This is a genomic window from Pseudomonas sp. BO3-4 (assembly GCF_034044115.1).
GTDB classification, from domain to species: Bacteria; Pseudomonadota; Gammaproteobacteria; order Pseudomonadales; family Pseudomonadaceae; genus Aquipseudomonas; species Aquipseudomonas alloputida.
Map to the genome: position 1 here is coordinate 2,514,762 of NZ_CP139018.1, position 16,469 is coordinate 2,531,230.

Genomic DNA, 16,469 nt, shown 5'->3' on the forward strand with positions numbered 1-16,469 from the left:
CTTGCGCTAAGATGCCCGCTCATGTCTTTGGAAGTCGCCTGGATGAGCAAACCCGGTCAAATGGTGCTGGTTGCGTTGCGCAAGATGATCGCTTCGGGCGAGCTGGCGGCCGGCGAGCGCTTGATGGAAGTCCCAACCGCCGAACTGTTCGGCGTTTCACGCATGCCGGTGCGCATGGCATTTCGCACCCTCGAACAGGAAGGCCTGCTGGTGCGCTTTGGTGGCCGGGGGTTTCAGGTGCGTTCGGTCAGCGCCGATGACATCGCGGGTGCGGTCGAGGTGCGCGGTGTGCTGGAGGGGTTGGCGGCGCGTCAGGCTGCAGAACGTGGCTTGTCGGTGCAAGCACGCGCTGCGCTGCAACAGTGCCTGGTCGACGGCGATCAGCTGTTCGACAAGGGCTTTGTGAGCGAAGACGACTTGCAGGTCTATCACGACCTGAACATGCGCTTTCATCAGGTGATCATCGACGCCAGCCACAACCCGGCCATTGCCGTTGCCCTGGCGCGCAACGACCACCTGCCATTCGCCTCGGTCACCGCACTGGCGGTGGACCGCCATGACCTGGCTCGCGAGTACCGGCGCTTCAACTTCGCCCATATGCAGCACCACGCCGTGTTCGACGCCCTGGTCAACCGCCAGGGTGCCCGCGCCGAAGCGATCATGCGCGAGCACGCCAATGCCACCTTGCGCTATGCCGAAACCTTTGGCGGGGCAGCGGCGGACGCGGGCATGAAAGTCATCCTGCCCTCGTCGTAAGCCGGGTCAGATATCCAGCACCAGCAGCGGCGTCTTCGAGCGCGAGCAGCAAGGCGTGAACTGATCGTTCAGGGCTTGTTCCTCTTCGGTGAGAAACAGATCGCGATGGTCCGGTGTGCCCTGCAGCACGCGTGTCAGGCAGGTGCCGCAAATACCCTGCTCGCACGACATGGCGATCTCGATACCGTTCTCTTCCAGCACCTGCACCACGGTCCGGTCGGCTGGCACCTCGAACACCTGGCCCGTGCTGCCCACCTGCACCGAGAAACTGCCATCGTTGCTGGCATCCACCGGTGCTGCGGCGAAGTACTCGCGGTGCAGGTTGGCCTCCTGCCAGCCCAAGCCCTTCGCGCTGTCCAGCACATGCTGCATGAACCCGCCTGGCCCGCATACATACAGGTGCACATCAGCTTGCGGGTTGCCCAGCACCTGGGCGATGTCCAGCGCCGTTTCCGGCTGCTCGTCAAAATGCACGAACAGCCGATCAGCGAACGGCGCGCTGCGAATCCGCTCGACAAACGCCGCCCGCTCGCTGGAGCGGGCACAGTAGTGCAGCTCGAAGGCCTGGCCGCAGTGGGACAGCTGCTCGGCCATGCACAGGATTGGGGTAATGCCGATGCCGCCGGCAAACAGCACACTGCGCTGCGCCCCCTCGGCCAGCGGGAACAGGTTGCGCGGCGCACTGATACGCAGCCGGGCACCGGCCTGCACCTGCTCGTGCAGGCTACGTGAGCCGCCCCGCGAAGCCGGGTCGTTGAGCACGCCTATCAGATAGCGATGGCGTTCTTCGGGGTGGTTGCACAGCGAATACTGGCGCACCAGCCCGTCGGGCAGGTGCACGTCGATATGGGCGCCGGCGCTGAACGCCGGCAGCAGGCTGCCATCTGCCGCGGCCAGCTCGAAGCTGCAGATTCCCTGGGCTTCATCGTTACGGGATACCACTACGGCATCGATCATGTCGGCTGTTCCTCAGGCAGGGGTGGCGCTGGTGGCGATCAGTTGCGGCTGCGGCGCACGCTCTTTGGCGATGATCCGCTCCAGCACTTTGCGTGACTGCACGCCGCCGGCATCGATGTTCAGCTTCAGCAAGTTGCGCTCGGGGTGGGCCAGCAGGTTCTGCTGCTGGCGTTCGAGCATTTCCAGGTCTTCGCTGAAAATCTTGCCCTGGCCCTCACGAATGTTGTCGGTCAGGGTCTGGTCGTGCGCAGCGAAATTGCGTGCCATGCCCCAGAAGTACCAGATCGAGGTATCGCTTTCCGGGGTGATGAAGTCGACGACGATGCTCGATGCCTTGTGCTGTGCCTCGGCGTGGTAGCCGCCCTTGCCGGCATGCGCTACACCCACTTCGATCAGCACATGGCTAGGTGGGGTGAAACGGCAGATCTGCCAGCGGTCCACCGGTACATCGTCGGCCAGGCCGTTGCCACGCAAGGCCATGCGCCAGAACGGCGGCGCCATGATGTTTTCCATGTGCCGGGCGGTGACCACTTCGTCGCCGGTGACGGTGGTGACCGGCGGTGCCTCGTCGATCTCCTTCTGGCCGATGCTGGACGCGTGCACATAGGTTTCATGGGTGAGGTCCATGAGGTTGTCGATCATCAGGCGGTAGTCGCAACCGATGTGGAACAGCCCGCCGCCGTAGGCCCACTCATCATTCACCGCCCATTCCAGATGCGGAATCAGCGCCGGGTCGGCCTGCGCCTGGTCACCGGGCCAGACCCAGATGAAGCCATAGCGCTCGACGGCCGCAAAGGTCTTGTTGCAGGGGAAGCCACGCACCCGTTGGCCCGGCATCGACACGGTCTTGCCGTCGCAACCCATCACCAGGCCGTGGTAGCCGCACACCAGGTTGCCGTCCTCGACATAGCCCAGCGACAACGGTGCGCCGCGGTGCGGGCAGAAGTCCTCGACGGCGGCGACTTGGTTCTCTCGGGCGCGGTAGAACACGATTTTTTCCCCGCAGATCTGCCGGCCCAGGGGTTTGGTGGCGATTTCGTCGGGGGTGCAGGCGACGTACCAGGTGTTTTTAGGGTACATGGGAGGCTCTCCGGGGGTTTTGTTTTTATTTAATGGATCCATTAAGGCTGCGACTGGCGGGCATGGTCAATGCATTTTGCTTGATGAATGCGAATTCTGTGCGATTATCGGTTTTTAGTGGATCCATTGATGGGCGCCCTGAGATTCGAAGGGGCGGCCGCAGCAGCACGTCGTCTGAACAGGAAGGCACCGGCGAGATCGATCAAAGCGGCCAGTGCAGGAGCAGGCTTGGCCGAACCTGCTATGCCTAAAGGGACACCCCACCCATCAAGGCCACTCGATGCTAGCCATCGAACAACTCTACAAATCATTCCCCACCCCCCAAGGCCCGCTCCCCATATTGCAGGGGGTGGACATGCGCCTGGCGCGGGGCAGCAGACTGGCGCTGATGGGCGAGTCGGGCAGCGGCAAGAGCACTTTGCTGCACCTGGTGGCTGGCCTGGACCGAGCGGACAGCGGCCGTATTCTGATCGACGATGTTCCGCTCGATGGCCGTTCGGAAGCGTCGCTGGCGCAGTGGCGGCGGGAGGGGATCGGCCTGGTGTTTCAGCAGTACAACCTGATCAGCAGCCTGGACGTGGGCCTGAACCTTACGTTCCAGGCCCGCCTCGCCGGGCGGCATGACCCGCATTGGGCGGCTTACCTGGCGCAGCGCCTGGGCCTGGCGGACCTGCTTGAGCGTTACCCGGAACAACTGTCTGGCGGCCAGCAGCAGCGGGTCGCCATCGGCCGTGCGCTTGCCGGGCGCCCGGCCTGGCTGTTGGCTGACGAACCGACCGGCAGCCTTGACGAGGCCAGCAGTGACGAGGTGCTGAGTTTGTTGTTGCAGTTGGTCGCCGAAGCCGGCAGCGGGGTACTGATGGTGACCCACAGCCCGCGGCTGGCGGCGCGTTTGCAGCGCCGTTGCTACCTGCAGGCCGGCCGTGTGCGGCCCGAGCAGGGCTGATGAAGCTTTTGTCGCTGGCCCTGTTGGCGCTGCTCAGCCACTGGCGGCGCCATCGTGTGCAGTGCTTCAGCATCTTCACTGGCCTGTGGCTGGCCACGGCGCTGTGGACCGGTGTGCAGGCATTGAACAGCCAGGCACGCAGCGACTATGCCCGGGCCAGCGCGGTATTGACCGGGCCGTTGCAGGCGCAACTGATCGCGCGCAATGGCGAGCGCTTCGATCAGGCGTTGTACGTGCAACTGCGCAGGCAGGGCTGGGCTGTTTCGCCGGTACTGGAAGGGCGCTTGCGCTTGCCGGGCGAGCCCGCACGCAGTGTGCGGCTGATCGGCATCGAACCGTTGAGCCTGCCGCCTGCCGGCAGCATTGCCGGGGTGCAGGTGCAGGCATTCGACCTGCAAGCGTTCATCGGCACGCCCGGGCAAGCCTGGGTTGGGCCAGACACCTTGCGTCAGCTGGACACCAGCCCTGGGCAGCCGACCCGCGACAGTGAAGGGCAGTTGCTGCCGCCTATGGTTTTGCAGCCTGCGTTGGCACCCGGGGTCATCGTGGTGGACATCGGCCACGCGCAGGCGTTGCTGAACGCACCGGGGCAGTTGTCTCGTCTGCTGCTGGCTGATACGCCCGGGCCGTTGCCTGCGGATATTGCCCGCCACCTTGAACTGCAGCCGCGGCAGGACGATGGCGGCTTGCAGCGCCTCACCGACAGTTTCCACCTCAACCTGACCGCCCTCGGCCTGCTGGCGTTCGTTGTCGGCTTGTTCATCGCCCACGCCGCGATCGGTCTGGCGCTGGAGCAGCGCCGTGGGCTGATCCGCAACCTGCGCGCGTGCGGCATCAGCCTGAAGACCCTGCTGGGTGCCCTGGTGCTGGAGCTGGGCCTGTTCGCGGCAGTGGGCGGGCTGGCCGGGGTGGCCAGTGGTTACGCATTGGCCGCGTGGCTGTTGCCCGACGTGGCCGCCAGCCTGCGTGGTCTGTATGGCGCCCAGGTCGCCGGCACATTGAGCCTGCCGGCGGGGTGGTGGCTGCTGGGTGTGCTGGTAAGTGTACTCGGGGCATTGCTGGCAGGGCTGGAGAGTGTAATGCGTGCTGCCCGGTTGCCTTTGCTGGCGCTGGCGCAACCCCAGGCCTGGCGACTGGCGCAGGGGCCATGGTTGCAACGGCAGGCTTTGCTAGCGGGCCTGCTGCTGTTGCTGGCCTTGGGCTGTGGTGTCTTCGGGGCTGGCCTGCTTAGCGCGTTCGGCATGCTGGCAGGGTTGTTGCTGGCGGCGGCGCTGCTGTTGCCGGCCTTGCTCGATCGGGTACTGGCGTGGCTGGCGCGTCGTTGCCACCGGCTCTTGGCGCAATGGTTCGTGGCTGACAGCCGCCAGCAGCTGCCAGCCTTGAGCCTGGCGTTGGTCGCCCTCTTGCTGGCGCTGGCTGCCAGTGTTGGCGTGGGTAGCATGACCGAGGGTTTTCGCAAGACGTTTGTCGGTTGGCTTGACCTGCGCCTCTCTGCCGACCTGTATGTCACCCCGCGGGACACGGCCCAAGGCTTGCAGATAGTCGAGTGGCTCAAGCAGCAACCTGTGGCCAGCGTGGTCCTGCCCGGCTGGCGTGCAGACATGCAGCTGCAAGGTTGGTCGGTGCAAGTGCAGGGCATTGTCGATCACCCCGCCTATCGAACGCGCTGGCCATTACTGGAACAGCATTCGCGCGCCTGGCAGCGACTGGCCAGTGGACAAGCCGTGATGCTCAGTGAGCAGTTGGCCAGGCGATTGAACCTGCAACTGGGCGACAGCCTGAAGCTGCCCGCAGGCACGTCAGCCATGCCCGTGGTGGGGATCTATGCCGATTACGGCAACCCCAAGGGGCATGTACTGGTCAATGCCGACTGGTTGCGCGCCCACTGGCCACAGGCAACCCTGGCCGGCTTGAGTGTCGACCTGAGCGCTGAAGGGGTGGCATCGCTCAAGGCCGCGCTGCAACGGCACTTTGCCCTGGATGACAGCCGGGTGGTCGAGCAGGCGCGCCTGAAACGCTGGTCAACCGACGTCTTCAACCGCACCTTTGCCGCCACCGCAGCCCTCAACAGCCTTACCCTTGGCGTGGCCGGTGTGGCGTTGTTCATCAACCTGCTGACCCTGGGCCAGGCCCGGCTGGGCCAGTTGGCACCGCTGTGGGCGCTGGGGGTGCGGCGCATGCAACTGGTCTGGCTGAGCCTGGGGCAGACACTCATGCTAAGCAGCTTCACCGTGCTGCTGGCAATCCCGCTTGGGTTGCTGCTGGCCTGGTGTCTGGTCGCGGTGGTGAACGTGCAGGCATTCGGCTGGCGTTTACCGCTGTATGTGTTCCCCATGCAACTGCTGCAGCTGACCGTGCTGGGCATGCTCACCAGCCTGATCGCCTGTGCCTGGCCGCTGTGGCAGCTGGCGCGCCGCCAGCCGCGCGAACTGTTGAGGCCGCTGGCCGATGAAGCTTAATGCGTGGCTGTTGCTGACCGGGTTGTTGTGCGGCTGTGATCAGCCAGCACCGCAAAGCTATGCCGGGCTCGGGCAGCAGGCTGGCGAATTCAGCCAGGTGACCCGCGATCATCGTCTGGTCTTCCCGCATGACCACGGTCCCCACGACGGCTTTCGTATCGAGTGGTGGTATGTCACCGCCAACCTCAAGGACGCCCAGGGCCGAGATTGGGGCGCCCAGTGGACACTGTTCCGCTCAGCCCTGCGCCCCGGCCCGGAGACCACCGGCTGGAACAGCCCGAACCTCTGGATGGGGCATGCAGCACTGACCGGGCCGGGTGGCCATCAGGCTGCTGAAACCCTGGCGCGAGGGGGGATCGGCCAGGCCGGCGCGCAGGCCCAGCCGTTTCGCGCATGGATCAATGACTGGATGTTACAGGGCCGGGGCGGCATTGAAGACCTGCAGATGGTCGCAAGTGGCGAAGGTTTTCGCTATGACTTGCAGTTGCACAGCGATCTTCCCTTGGTGCTGCATGGTGAGCAGGGCTACAGCGAAAAATCAGGCAAGGGCCAGGCTTCGTACTATTACAGCCAGCCGTTCTACCAGGTCCAGGGGCAGGTCCAGCGTGGCAGCCTGTGCATCGCGGTTACCGGGCAGGCCTGGCTGGACCGGGAATGGAGCAGTCAGCCGCTGGCGCCCGGGCAGACCGGCTGGGACTGGTTTTCCCTGCACCTGGACAGTGGCGCCAAGCTGATGCTGTTCCAGGTTCGGGAGACCCACGGGGAACCGTATCGCGCCGGGACCTGGGTAGGGCCACACGGGGAGGTGATGGCGCTGGACGCGGCACAGTTCCAGCTGCAGGCCCTGGCCTGGTCTGCGCAGAAAAACGGCAAGCAGGTGCCCACGCGTTGGCGGGTGCAAGTGCCGGAGCATGGCGTGGATGTGCAGGTCGATGCCGTGGAGCCGCAGGCGTGGATGCAGACACGGTTCCCGTATTGGGAAGGGCCGGTACGCTTGAACGGGAGTGCGGGCGGGCGCGGGTATCTGGAGATGACCGGGTACTAGTGCAACAACGTTTGCGCAGGACAGTTGCGCCCATGAAGATCGCGCCAGCCCCTTCAACCCTTGATCAGCCCTCGCAGCACTGCCCGCGCTTCTTCAGTACGCAAGCACTCGATGAACAGTCGGCTTTCCCGCGCCACCGTGGCCTCCAGCTCCGCCCGCTGGCTGTCCTTGAGCAGCCGCTTGCTGATCCGCAGTGCAGCCTGCGGGTAGCCTTGCAGCTGCCGCGCCAGCGTGCGGGCAGCGTCCAGGCACTGTTCGCCGTTTTCATGCAGCTCATTGGCCAGCCCCCAGGCCAGCATCTGTTCGCCATCCAGCAATGCATTGGTCAGCAGCAAGCGTGCCGCCCGGGCCTGGCCAAGCACACGCGGCAACAGCAGGCTGGAACCAAACTCCGGGCACACACCCAGCGGCGCGAAAGGCATGCGCAGCTTGGTCGAGCGGCTGACCAGCACCTGGTCGCAGTGCAGCAACAGGGTGGCCCCGATGCCGATCGCCGCACCACTGACCGCTGCGATCAGCGGCTTGTCCAGGCCCATGACCACCCGCATCAGGCGGAACACCGGGCTGTCCAGGTCGCTGGGCGGGTTGTCGAGGAAGTCGCGAAGGTCGTTGCCAGCGCTGAAGCAGTGCGGCCCACCGGTGATGATGATGGCATCGACAGCGGGGTCTTCACCTGCCGCCAGCAACAGGTCGCCCAGCAGCTGGTACATGGCAGTGTTCAGGGCATTGAGCTTGTCGGGGCGGTTGAAGGCCAGGGTCAGCAGGCCTTGGTCCAGCTCGCGTGTGATCAGGTCGTTCATGGCAGCCGCTTTTGTTGTTGTGAGGGGGCCCTGCCGGGCAGTGGCGCTTAGGGTTTATCACGCAGTCCGGCTTGTTGTACAGTCGTTCAGTCCAGCCCCTAACCAGAGACCCACCGATGACTCAGGAAGCCCGCTACCACCGCATGCTGCCGGAACTGCGCAAAGCCAACCTGGTCGAGGCGACCCTGGTGTGCCTCAAACGCCATGGTTTCCAAGGGGCTTCGATCCGCAAGATCTCGGCTGAGGCCGGGGTCTCCGTCGGGCTGATCAGCCACCATTACGCGGGCAAGGACGAACTGGTGGCAGAGGCTTACATGGCCGTCACCGGTCGGGTGATGGGTTTGTTGCGCGAGGCCATGGCCCAAGCTGCGCCCAATGCCCGCGAGCGGTTGTCGGCGTTCTTCCGTGCCTCGTTCTGCGCCGAGCTGCTCGACCCGCAATTGCTCGATGCCTGGCTGGCCTTCTGGGGCGCGGTGAAGACCGCCGACGCGATCAACCAGGTGCACGACCACTCCTATGGCGAGTACCGCAACGAACTTGGCCAGCTGCTGGCCAGACTGGCCGAAGAGGAGGGCTGGCAGGGCTTCGATGCCGACCTGGCGGCCATCAGCCTGAGCGCCTTGCTCGACGGCCTGTGGCTGGAGTCGGGCCTGAACCCCGGCACCTTCACCCCCGAGCAGGGCGTGATCATCTGCGAGGCCTGGGTCGACGGCCTGCAGGCCGGTGGCCGGAGGCGCTTCAGCCTGTCCGAGGGCTGTTGATCACCTGTTCAGTAACGAGTACGCTGCTGTCGCGAGTGTGTAGAACAACACCAATAAAAAGAGACAACACGCAATGACGCCTCGGGTATTGATCGTCGATGACGATCCGCTTATTCGTGACTTGCTGCAGGCCTACCTGTCCCAGGAGGGCTACGACGTACACTGCGCCGACACCGCGGAAAGGGCCGAAGCCCTGCTTGCCAGCCAGGATGTCGACCTGGTGCTGCTGGACATCCGCCTGCCCGGCAAGGACGGCCTCACCCTGACCCGCGAACTGCGGGTGCGCTCGGAGGTTGGCATCATCCTCGTCACCGGGCGCAATGACGACATAGACCGCATCGTTGGCCTGGAATGCGGTGCAGATGACTACGTGATCAAACCACTCAACCCCCGCGAGCTGGTGTCCCGGGCGAAAAACCTGATCCGCCGCGTGCGCCATGCCCGCGAGGCGCACCCCGCCCCGGCCTGCGCGCAATCGCTGAAGCAGTTCGCCGACTGGGCGCTGGATACCGACCGCCGGCGCCTGATCGACGCCCGTGGCGGGCAAACCCTGCTGACCCACGGCGAGTTCCAGTTGCTCAGCGTGTTCCTGCGCAACAGCGGCCACACCCTCAGCCGCGACCAGTTGATGGACCAGATTCGCAACCGCGAGTGGGTGCCCAACGACCGCTCCATCGACGTGCTGGTCGGCCGCCTGCGGCGCAAGTTGCATGACGACCCGGCCGAACCGCAGTTGATCATCACCATTCACGGCACCGGCTACCTGTTCACTGCCAGCGTGGCAGCATGATTCATCGCGCCTGGAGATTGGCGCTGGCCTTGACGTTGCCCACCCTGCACGCCAGTGCCAGTGAGCCCGTGCGTTACTGTGACTACCCGGTGTACCCGCCCATTTCCTGGAGCGACGGCCACCAGGTGCGCGGCCTGGCCCCAACCGTGGTGCGTGAACTGTTCGCGCGCATGGGCTACGAGGTGCAAACCGTGGTGCTGGGCAACTGGAAGCGCTGCCTGATGGACGCCGCCGCCGGGCGGGTGGACGTGGTCCTGGCCTACAACAGCGACCAGCGTGACCAGCGCATGCGTTTTTCCACGGAGCCGGTGGTGCGCGAGGAAGTGGCCGTGTTCTACAACCGCAAGCGACCGGTGCAGTTCCAGCAGCTGGAGGACCTGGCGGGTTACCGTGGCGGCCTGTTGTACGGCGAAAGCTACGGCGCCGAATTCGACCGCTTCGTCGCCCGCCACCAGAACATCGAGCGGGTATCGTCCAGTCAGCAGAATTTCGGCAAGCTGATCCGCGGGCGCATCGACTACGTGATCCAGGAGCGGCGCACCGGCCAACTGTTCATTGAGCACCTGCCCGGCGCGCAGGACATCCGCGTATTGCCCAGCGCGCTGAGCGTGGACTACCTGCGGGTAGCCGTATCGCGGCAATCACCCCTGAGCCAGCACATGGACGAAATCGACGCGCAGTTGCGGCGCATGAACCAGGCTGGCGAGATCGCGCGCTGGCTGGAGCAGAGCGAGGTCACCTACCGCGACATGATCAACCTGCCGGCAGATGCCCGATGATTCGCCTGCACACCGATGGCCTGCTGCGCCGCCTGCTGCGGTTCATCCTGTTGTTCAGCCTGTGCTTTACCGTACTGGCCAGTAGCGTGCAGCTGTATTTCGAATACCGCCGCGAGATGCGCGACATCGAGGCGCGCATGGCGTTGATCCGCGCAGGCTACCTCGCCAGCCTGGAGCGCAGCCTGTGGGACTTGGACGAGGCGCAGCTGGATACGCAATTGCGCGGCCTGGTGGATTTTTCCGACGTGGCCCGGGTGCGCTTGGTTAGCGATGATTTTCAACTGCTGCGAGGGGAGGCCGAACCCAAGGGGCCGCTGCGCATCGAGCGCTTCCCCCTGGATTATCAGCCCCCCTCGGGCCCCGCCAGGCACCTGGGTGAGCTTGAAGTGAGTATCGACTTGGGTGCGGTGCACCATCGGTTGTATGCCACCGGCCTTGCCAGCCTGCTGTGGATGGGCGTGTTCCTGTGTGGCCTGGCAGTGGCGCTGTCGGGGCTGTTCTATCGCCTGGTCACCCGCCATCTGCAAGTGATGGCCGAGTTCGCCCGGCGTATTGGCGCCGGCCAATGGCAGGAACCGTTGCGCCTGGGGCGCCGCCGTTCATCGCGCCCTGACGAGATCGACACGGTGGCCAATGCCCTGGACGATATGCGCCGCGCCATCCTCAGCGACATTGAACGCCGCGAACGCGACCGCCTGGCGTTGCAAGACAAGCGCGACGAACTGCAGGCCATGGTCGAACGACGTACCGCCAGCCTGGCCCGGGCCAAGGATGACGCCGAGGCCGCCAACCTGGCCAAGTCACGCTTCCTGGCGACCATGAGCCACGAACTGCGCACCCCGCTCAACGGTATCCTGGGCATGGCCGAGCTGCTACGCGGTGGCCGGCTGGAAGCGGCCGACCGTCAGCGCCTGGAAGCCTTGTACAAGGCCGGCGAGGGGCTGTTGGCGATTCTCAACGAAGTGCTGTATTTCGCCCGGCTCGAAGAAGGTGAGAGCCGCGCCGAGCTGGTCGGCTTTTCGCTGCGCCAGTTGTGCCAGGAAGTGCTGGCGCTGCTCGAACCCATGGCCGCGGACAACGGCGACACACTGCATCTGGAGATTGATGAGCAATTAGCCGGTTACCAGCACGGCGCCGAGCAGTACCTGCGTCAGGTGCTCAGCAACCTGCTGGCCAATGCCATCAAATTCACCGAGCACGGCCAGGTGCGGCTCAAGGTGCAGGTGCTGGTCAGCGAGGCGACCACGCAGCGCCTGCGGCTGTCGGTCAGTGACAACGGCATCGGCATCGAGCCGGCCGTACAGGCAAAAATCTTCGACCGCTTCGTCCAGGCCAGCGAGGCCGTGGCACGCCGCTACGGCGGCACCGGTCTGGGACTGGCGATCTGCAAGCACCTGGTGGAAAAGCTGGGGGGCTGCATTGGCCTGGACAGTGTACAAGGGCAGGGCAGTTGCTTCTGGTTCGAACTCGACATCGCCCTTGGGCAGCCGGTTGCGGCCAATACCCCGGCCCAGTCGGTCAGCGCCAGCCTGGATATCCTGGTGGTCGAGGACGTCGCGCTGAACCGTGAGGTGGCGAGCGGCCTGCTGGTGCGCGATGGCCACCGGGTGAGCTTTGCCGAGGATGCCGGGCAGGCCCTGCAGTTGTGCGCACAGCGGCGCTTCGACCTGATCCTGCTGGACGTTCACCTGCCCGGCATGAGCGGGGTGGAACTGTGCCGGCAGCTTCGCGCCACCCCCGGGCCTAACCACCACAGCCGGATAGTGGCGCTGACCGCTGGCGTGCAACCGGGGCAACTGTCGGATTACCTGGAAGCCGGCATGCAAGGTGTGCTGGCCAAGCCCCTGCGGCTGGCCAACCTGCGCCAGGCGCTGGCCGACGCAACGCCGACTGAAGAGGCCGGTATTGACGCAAACATGGACTGGTCGCTGCTGGCCACCCACCGCTCGCTGCTGGGCGAGCAGAAGCTGCAGGGCCTGCTGAATGTGTTGCGCCAGTCACTGGAGCAGCACGCCACGGCGTTGGCCGAGGCGCTGCCAGCCCAGGACTTTACCGAGGTGCTGCACCTGGCCCATCGCCTGGCCGGCAGTTGCGACTCCCTGGGTTTTTCTGGCCTGGCTGCGCTGTTGCGACGCCTGGAAGACGCCGCCCGCCAGCATGATGGGCAGGCGCTGAACGCACTTGCCGAGCCACTGGCAAGCCAGCTCGGCCAGGCCCGTGCGACCCTGGAACAGTTGATCCAGAGCTGACGTACAAAAAACTTACGACTTTTTACATCTTCGATCCGTTCGTACAACGGCGTCTTACATCCGTTTCCAATAATCCATGGCAACCGTGTTGCACACGGTCCATGAGGCTTATTGGAGACAAGAATAATGACATGCCGTAGCGCTCAGCCCCTCATTCGAACCCTCCCACGCACCGGCCGCAAAGGCGAGGTGTGCCATGACTGACAACGTTGAAAAGATCCAGCTCACCCGCGCCCTGAAAAGCCGACACATCTTCATGCTGTCGCTGGGTGGGGTTATTGGAACCGGCCTGTTCATGGGCTCGGGCGTAACCATCAATCAGGGTGGGCCGGTGGGCGCGATCCTGGCTTACCTGGTCGCGGGCTTGCTGATGTACCTGGTGATGGTCTGCCTGGGTGAGCTGTCGGTGCAGATGCCGGTGTCCGGTTCGTTCCAGGCCCACGCCACTAAGTACATTGGCCCGGCCACCGGCTTCATGATCGGCTGGGTGTACTGGATGAGCTGGGCCACCACCGTAGGCCTGGAGTTCACCGCTGCCGGCATGCTGATGACCCGCTGGTTCCCGGAGGTGCCGATCTGGTACTGGTCGGCGCTGTTCGTGGTGGTGCTGTTCGGCCTCAACGCCCTGGCCACGCGTGCCTTTGGCGAGGCCGAGTACTGGTTCTCGGGCATCAAGGTGGCAACCATCCTCGGCTTCATCGTCATTGGCCTGCTGGTGATCTTCGGTGCCATCCCCCTGAGCAGCGGGGCACCCGCACCGATGCTGAACAACCTGGTGGGCGAGTCGCTGTTCCCCCATGGCCTGTCGGCAGTGTTCGCGGTGATGATGACCGTGGTCTATGCCTTCCAGGGCTGCGAAATCATGGGGGTGGCTGCCGGTGAGACCGAGCACCCGGAAAAAAGCATCCCGCGGGCGGTGCGCAATGTGGTGTTCCGCGTGCTGATCTTCTATGTGCTGGCGATTGCCGTGCTGTCGGCCATTGTGCCGCACGAGCAGGCCGGGCTGATGGAAAGCCCGTTCGTGCAGGTGTTCGACATGGTCGGCATCCCTTACGCCGCCGACTTGATGAACTTCGTCATCCTCACGGCCATCCTTTCGGTGGGTAACTCTGGGTTGTATGCCTCCACGCGCATCCTCTGGGCCATGTCCAAGACTGGCATGGCACCGAAAAGCCTGTCGCCGCTGAGCAAGCGTGGCGTGCCGCTGCGGGCGCTCAGCATCACCCTGTGCTTTGCGCTGATTTCGCTGATGACCAGCTTCGTTGCGGCTGACACGCTGTTCATGGTGCTGATGGCGGTAAGCGGTATGTCCGGCACCGTGACCTGGATCGTCATCGCCCTGGCGCAGTACCGCTTCCGCAAGGCCTGGCTGCGCGACGGCGGGCAACTGCAGGACCTGAAGTACAAGGCGCCGCTGTACCCGCTGGTGCCGCTGCTGTGCATCACCCTGTGCAGCTCGCTGTTCGTGTTCCTGGCGCTGGATGAAACCCAACGACCGTCGCTGTATTGGGGCTTTGGCTTCATTGCCCTGTGCTATGCGGCGTACTTCTTCGTCAACCGCCGCCGGCAGGGGGCCTTCGCACCCAGCGCACCAGGGGTTTGACGCCGCAGCTCGTCGCCGGCGGGTGTCAATCGCTGCATGTTCAGCACCTGTGAGATCGAGCACCGCCCGCGCGGCGCGCGATCTCACAGGCCATAAAGCCGTCACGACGAACGCCCTTGTGTAACGCCAAACACCGAGTTGTGCGAAGTTGTAACAGCCCATCCCGTCTTGTTGAACACTCGTTTAGTATCTTCCTCGTCAAGCCCTCCAAAACCATCACAACAACACCGAGGCCCCCATGACTACCCCGTCGTCGCCACTGTTGAGCAAGGTCGAAGCTGGCGTTGCCTGGATCACCCTCAACCGCCCCGAGCAGCGCAACGCGCTGGACATTCCCACCCTCAAGCAACTGCACGCCTTGCTCGACAGCCATGCCGACGACCCCGCCGTACGCGTGGTGGTGCTGACCGGCAGCGGCCGCAGCTTCTGCGCTGGCGCCGACCTGGCCGAATGGGCTGCCGCCGAAGCTGCCGGCACCCTGGAAAGCTATGGCTGGACCGAAACTGCCCATGCCCTGATGTTGCGCCTGCACAGCCTCGACAAACCCACCATCGCCGCCATCAACGGCACCGCCGTGGGCGGTGGCATGGACCTTAGCCTGTGCTGCGACCTGCGCATCGCCGCCGCCTCGGCGCGCTTCAAGGCCGGCTACACCAGCATGGGCTACAGCCCCGATGCCGGCGCCAGCTGGCACCTGCCACGGCTGATCGGCAGCGAGCAGGCCAAGCGCTTGTTGTTCCTCGATGAACTGTGGGGCGCCGAGCGTGCCCTGGCGGCTGGGCTGGTCAGCGAAGTCTGCGCCGACGAGCAACTGCCCGCCGTGGCGGCCGAGTTGGCCGGGCGCCTGGCCAATGGCCCGACGTTCGCCTATGCGCAGACCAAGCAGCTGATCCGCGACGGCGCCCGGCGCACCCTCGCCGAGCAGCTGGAGGCTGAGCGCCACGCCGGCCTGCTGTGCGGCCGCAGCCAGGATGGCGCCGAGGCCCTGCAAGCCTCGGTTGAACGCCGCGCCCCCCGTTTTACCGGCCAGTAATCCGATACCCGACCCTCATCAGGACCTTCGCAGATGAATTTCCAACTGACCCAAGAACAAGAAATGTTGGTGGAAGCGGTACGCAGCTTTGTTGCCAAGGAGCTGCTGCCCCATGAGGAAGCGGTGGACCGCGCCGACGCTGTGTCACCCGAACTGGCCGCGCAGATCCGTGGCAAAGCCATCGGTGCTGGCTTCTATGCCTTCAACATGCCCGAGGAAGTGGGAGGGGGCGGTCTGGACTACCTGTCCCAGGCGCTGATCGAACGTGAGCTGTCCAAGGTGTCCTGGGCGCTGCATGTCTTCGTTGCACGGCCGTCGAAAATCCTCATGGCCTGCAAGGACGAGCAGATCAACGACTACTTGCTGCCTTGTGTGCAGGGCGAGAAAACCGACTGCTTTGCCCTCACCGAACCGGGTGCCGGTTCGGATGCCAACGCCATCAAGACCCGCGCCGTGCGCCACGGCGATGACTTTGTCATCAACGGCAGCAAGCACTTCATCAGCCACGCCGGCCACGCCGATTTTGCCATCGTCTTCGCGGTCACCGACACCTACGAGCACAACGGGCGCAAGCGCAATGCGGTCACCGCCTTGCTGGTCGACCGGGGTACGCCGGGCATGACCATCCGCCGTGGTCCCAAGTGCGTGAGCAACCGTGGTTATCACACCTACGAGCTGTTCTTCGACGACTGCCGGGTGCCGGCCAGCAAGGTGCTGGGCGAAGTGGGCAAAGGTTGGGAAGTGGCCAATGCCTGGCTTACCGCCGGCCGGGTGATGGTCGCCGCCAACTGCGTGGGCCAGGCCCAGCGCGCCCTCGACCTGTCACTGCAATGGGCCGCCGACCGCAAGCAGTTCGGCCAGGCCATCGGCAGCTACCAGGGGGTGTCGTTCAAGCTGGCCGACATGGCCACGCAGATCCGCGCGGCCGAGATGCTCACCCTGCACACCGCCTGGAAGATGGACCAGGGCAACATGACCGACGGTGAGGCCGGCATGGCCAAGCTGTTTGCCAGCGAAGTGCTGGGCAAGGTCGCCGACGAAGCCGTGCAGATCTTCGGCGGCATGGGCCTGATGGACGAAGGGCCGGTTGAGCGCATTTGGCGCAACGCGCGTATCGAGCGCATCTGGGAGGGCACTTCGGAAATCCAGCGGCACATCATCGCCCGCGAACTGCTGCGCCCGCTGCTGCGCTGAGCGCCAGGAGAACACCC

14 protein-coding genes are annotated in these 16,469 nt (G+C 64.8%); 11 read left to right on the forward strand and 3 right to left on the reverse strand.

Annotated features, from left to right (window positions below):
* Positions 1 to 42 precede the first annotated feature (42 nt).
* The gene (locus tag REH59_RS11715) at positions 43 to 756 is read left to right on the forward strand and encodes a GntR family transcriptional regulator (RefSeq protein ID WP_003256147.1); all 714 of its coding nucleotides are present in this window, start codon (positions 43 to 45) and stop codon (positions 754 to 756) included.
* Positions 757 to 762: 6 nt separating this feature from the next.
* Here the strand turns inward: REH59_RS11715 and REH59_RS11720 are convergent, their stop codons facing one another.
* Together REH59_RS11720 and REH59_RS11725 are read right to left on the reverse strand one after the other, a co-directional pair.
* On the reverse strand, positions 763 to 1,713 hold the full coding sequence (locus REH59_RS11720; RefSeq protein ID WP_004576417.1) for a PDR/VanB family oxidoreductase: 951 nt from the start codon (positions 1,711 to 1,713) through the stop codon (positions 763 to 765).
* Between the two features lie 12 nt (positions 1,714 to 1,725).
* The gene (locus REH59_RS11725) at positions 1,726 to 2,793 is read right to left on the reverse strand and encodes an aromatic ring-hydroxylating oxygenase subunit alpha (protein ID WP_014860002.1); all 1,068 of its coding nucleotides are present in this window, start codon (positions 2,791 to 2,793) and stop codon (positions 1,726 to 1,728) included.
* A gap of 280 nt (positions 2,794 to 3,073) precedes the next feature.
* Here REH59_RS11725 and REH59_RS11730 point away from each other — a divergent pair, with 280 nt between their 5' ends.
* The 3 genes from REH59_RS11730 to REH59_RS11740 are packed head-to-tail and all read left to right on the forward strand — an operon-like array spanning position 3,074 to position 7,243.
* Positions 3,074 to 3,739, forward strand: coding sequence for an ABC transporter ATP-binding protein (locus tag REH59_RS11730; RefSeq protein ID WP_320450572.1), 666 nt, complete (start codon positions 3,074 to 3,076; stop codon positions 3,737 to 3,739).
* Positions 3,739 to 6,198, forward strand: coding sequence for an ABC transporter permease (locus tag REH59_RS11735; protein ID WP_014860004.1), 2,460 nt, complete (start codon positions 3,739 to 3,741; stop codon positions 6,196 to 6,198). Before REH59_RS11730 ends, REH59_RS11735 begins: the two co-directional genes overlap by 1 nt.
* Entirely contained in the window at positions 6,188 to 7,243 is a 1,056-nt protein-coding gene (locus REH59_RS11740) for a lipocalin-like domain-containing protein (RefSeq protein ID WP_014860005.1), read from the forward strand. The genes REH59_RS11735 and REH59_RS11740 overlap by 11 nt, the downstream gene beginning before the upstream one ends.
* 53 nt (positions 7,244 to 7,296) lie before the next feature.
* Here REH59_RS11740 and REH59_RS11745 read toward each other — a convergent pair whose 3' ends face one another.
* A complete protein-coding gene (locus REH59_RS11745; RefSeq protein WP_003256141.1) occupies positions 7,297 to 8,043 on the reverse strand; it encodes an enoyl-CoA hydratase-related protein in 747 nt (248 codons plus the stop codon).
* A gap of 116 nt (positions 8,044 to 8,159) precedes the next feature.
* On the opposite strand from REH59_RS11745, the gene REH59_RS11750 reads away from it, so the two are divergent.
* The 7 genes from REH59_RS11750 to REH59_RS11780 all read left to right on the forward strand — a co-directional run bounded on the left by REH59_RS11750 (position 8,160) and on the right by REH59_RS11780 (position 16,452).
* Positions 8,160 to 8,804, forward strand: coding sequence for a TetR family transcriptional regulator C-terminal domain-containing protein (locus REH59_RS11750; protein WP_010954566.1), 645 nt, complete (start codon positions 8,160 to 8,162; stop codon positions 8,802 to 8,804).
* 73 nt (positions 8,805 to 8,877) lie between these two features.
* Positions 8,878 to 9,594, forward strand: coding sequence for a response regulator (locus tag REH59_RS11755; RefSeq protein WP_003256139.1), 717 nt, complete (start codon positions 8,878 to 8,880; stop codon positions 9,592 to 9,594).
* Positions 9,591 to 10,373, forward strand: coding sequence for a substrate-binding periplasmic protein (locus REH59_RS11760; protein ID WP_108190630.1), 783 nt, complete (start codon positions 9,591 to 9,593; stop codon positions 10,371 to 10,373). Before REH59_RS11755 ends, REH59_RS11760 begins: the two co-directional genes overlap by 4 nt.
* A complete protein-coding gene (locus REH59_RS11765; protein ID WP_014860007.1) occupies positions 10,370 to 12,622 on the forward strand; it encodes a hybrid sensor histidine kinase/response regulator in 2,253 nt (750 codons plus the stop codon). Before REH59_RS11760 ends, REH59_RS11765 begins: the two co-directional genes overlap by 4 nt.
* Positions 12,623 to 12,818: 196 nt before the next feature.
* Positions 12,819 to 14,225 carry an amino acid permease gene (locus tag REH59_RS11770; protein ID WP_003256132.1) on the forward strand — a complete coding sequence of 469 codons (1,407 nt, stop codon included), beginning with the start codon at positions 12,819 to 12,821 and terminating at the stop codon, positions 14,223 to 14,225.
* Between the two features lie 238 nt (positions 14,226 to 14,463).
* A complete protein-coding gene (locus REH59_RS11775) occupies positions 14,464 to 15,258 on the forward strand; it encodes an enoyl-CoA hydratase/isomerase family protein (RefSeq protein ID WP_004576437.1) in 795 nt (264 codons plus the stop codon).
* A gap of 33 nt (positions 15,259 to 15,291) precedes the next feature.
* Positions 15,292 to 16,452 carry an acyl-CoA dehydrogenase family protein gene (locus tag REH59_RS11780; protein ID WP_014860009.1) on the forward strand — a complete coding sequence of 387 codons (1,161 nt, stop codon included), beginning with the start codon at positions 15,292 to 15,294 and terminating at the stop codon, positions 16,450 to 16,452.
* Positions 16,453 to 16,469: the final 17 nt, after the last annotated feature.

Coding starts and splice junctions, on each gene's coding strand:
- REH59_RS11755 (WP_003256139.1), top strand. CDS start 8,878: ATGACGCCTCGGGTATTGATCGTCGATGACGATCCGCTTATTCGTGAC.
- REH59_RS11715 (WP_003256147.1), top strand. CDS start 43: ATGAGCAAACCCGGTCAAATGGTGCTGGTTGCGTTGCGCAAGATGATC.
- REH59_RS11725 (WP_014860002.1), bottom strand. CDS start 2,793: ATGTACCCTAAAAACACCTGGTACGTCGCCTGCACCCCCGACGAAATC.
- REH59_RS11780 (WP_014860009.1), top strand. CDS start 15,292: ATGAATTTCCAACTGACCCAAGAACAAGAAATGTTGGTGGAAGCGGTA.
- REH59_RS11770 (WP_003256132.1), top strand. CDS start 12,819: ATGACTGACAACGTTGAAAAGATCCAGCTCACCCGCGCCCTGAAAAGC.
- REH59_RS11745 (WP_003256141.1), bottom strand. CDS start 8,043: ATGAACGACCTGATCACACGCGAGCTGGACCAAGGCCTGCTGACCCTG.
- REH59_RS11775 (WP_004576437.1), top strand. CDS start 14,464: ATGACTACCCCGTCGTCGCCACTGTTGAGCAAGGTCGAAGCTGGCGTT.
- REH59_RS11735 (WP_014860004.1), top strand. CDS start 3,739: ATGAAGCTTTTGTCGCTGGCCCTGTTGGCGCTGCTCAGCCACTGGCGG.
- REH59_RS11750 (WP_010954566.1), top strand. CDS start 8,160: ATGACTCAGGAAGCCCGCTACCACCGCATGCTGCCGGAACTGCGCAAA.
- REH59_RS11730 (WP_320450572.1), top strand. CDS start 3,074: ATGCTAGCCATCGAACAACTCTACAAATCATTCCCCACCCCCCAAGGC.
- REH59_RS11720 (WP_004576417.1), bottom strand. CDS start 1,713: ATGATCGATGCCGTAGTGGTATCCCGTAACGATGAAGCCCAGGGAATC.
- REH59_RS11760 (WP_108190630.1), top strand. CDS start 9,591: ATGATTCATCGCGCCTGGAGATTGGCGCTGGCCTTGACGTTGCCCACC.
- REH59_RS11765 (WP_014860007.1), top strand. CDS start 10,370: ATGATTCGCCTGCACACCGATGGCCTGCTGCGCCGCCTGCTGCGGTTC.
- REH59_RS11740 (WP_014860005.1), top strand. CDS start 6,188: ATGAAGCTTAATGCGTGGCTGTTGCTGACCGGGTTGTTGTGCGGCTGT.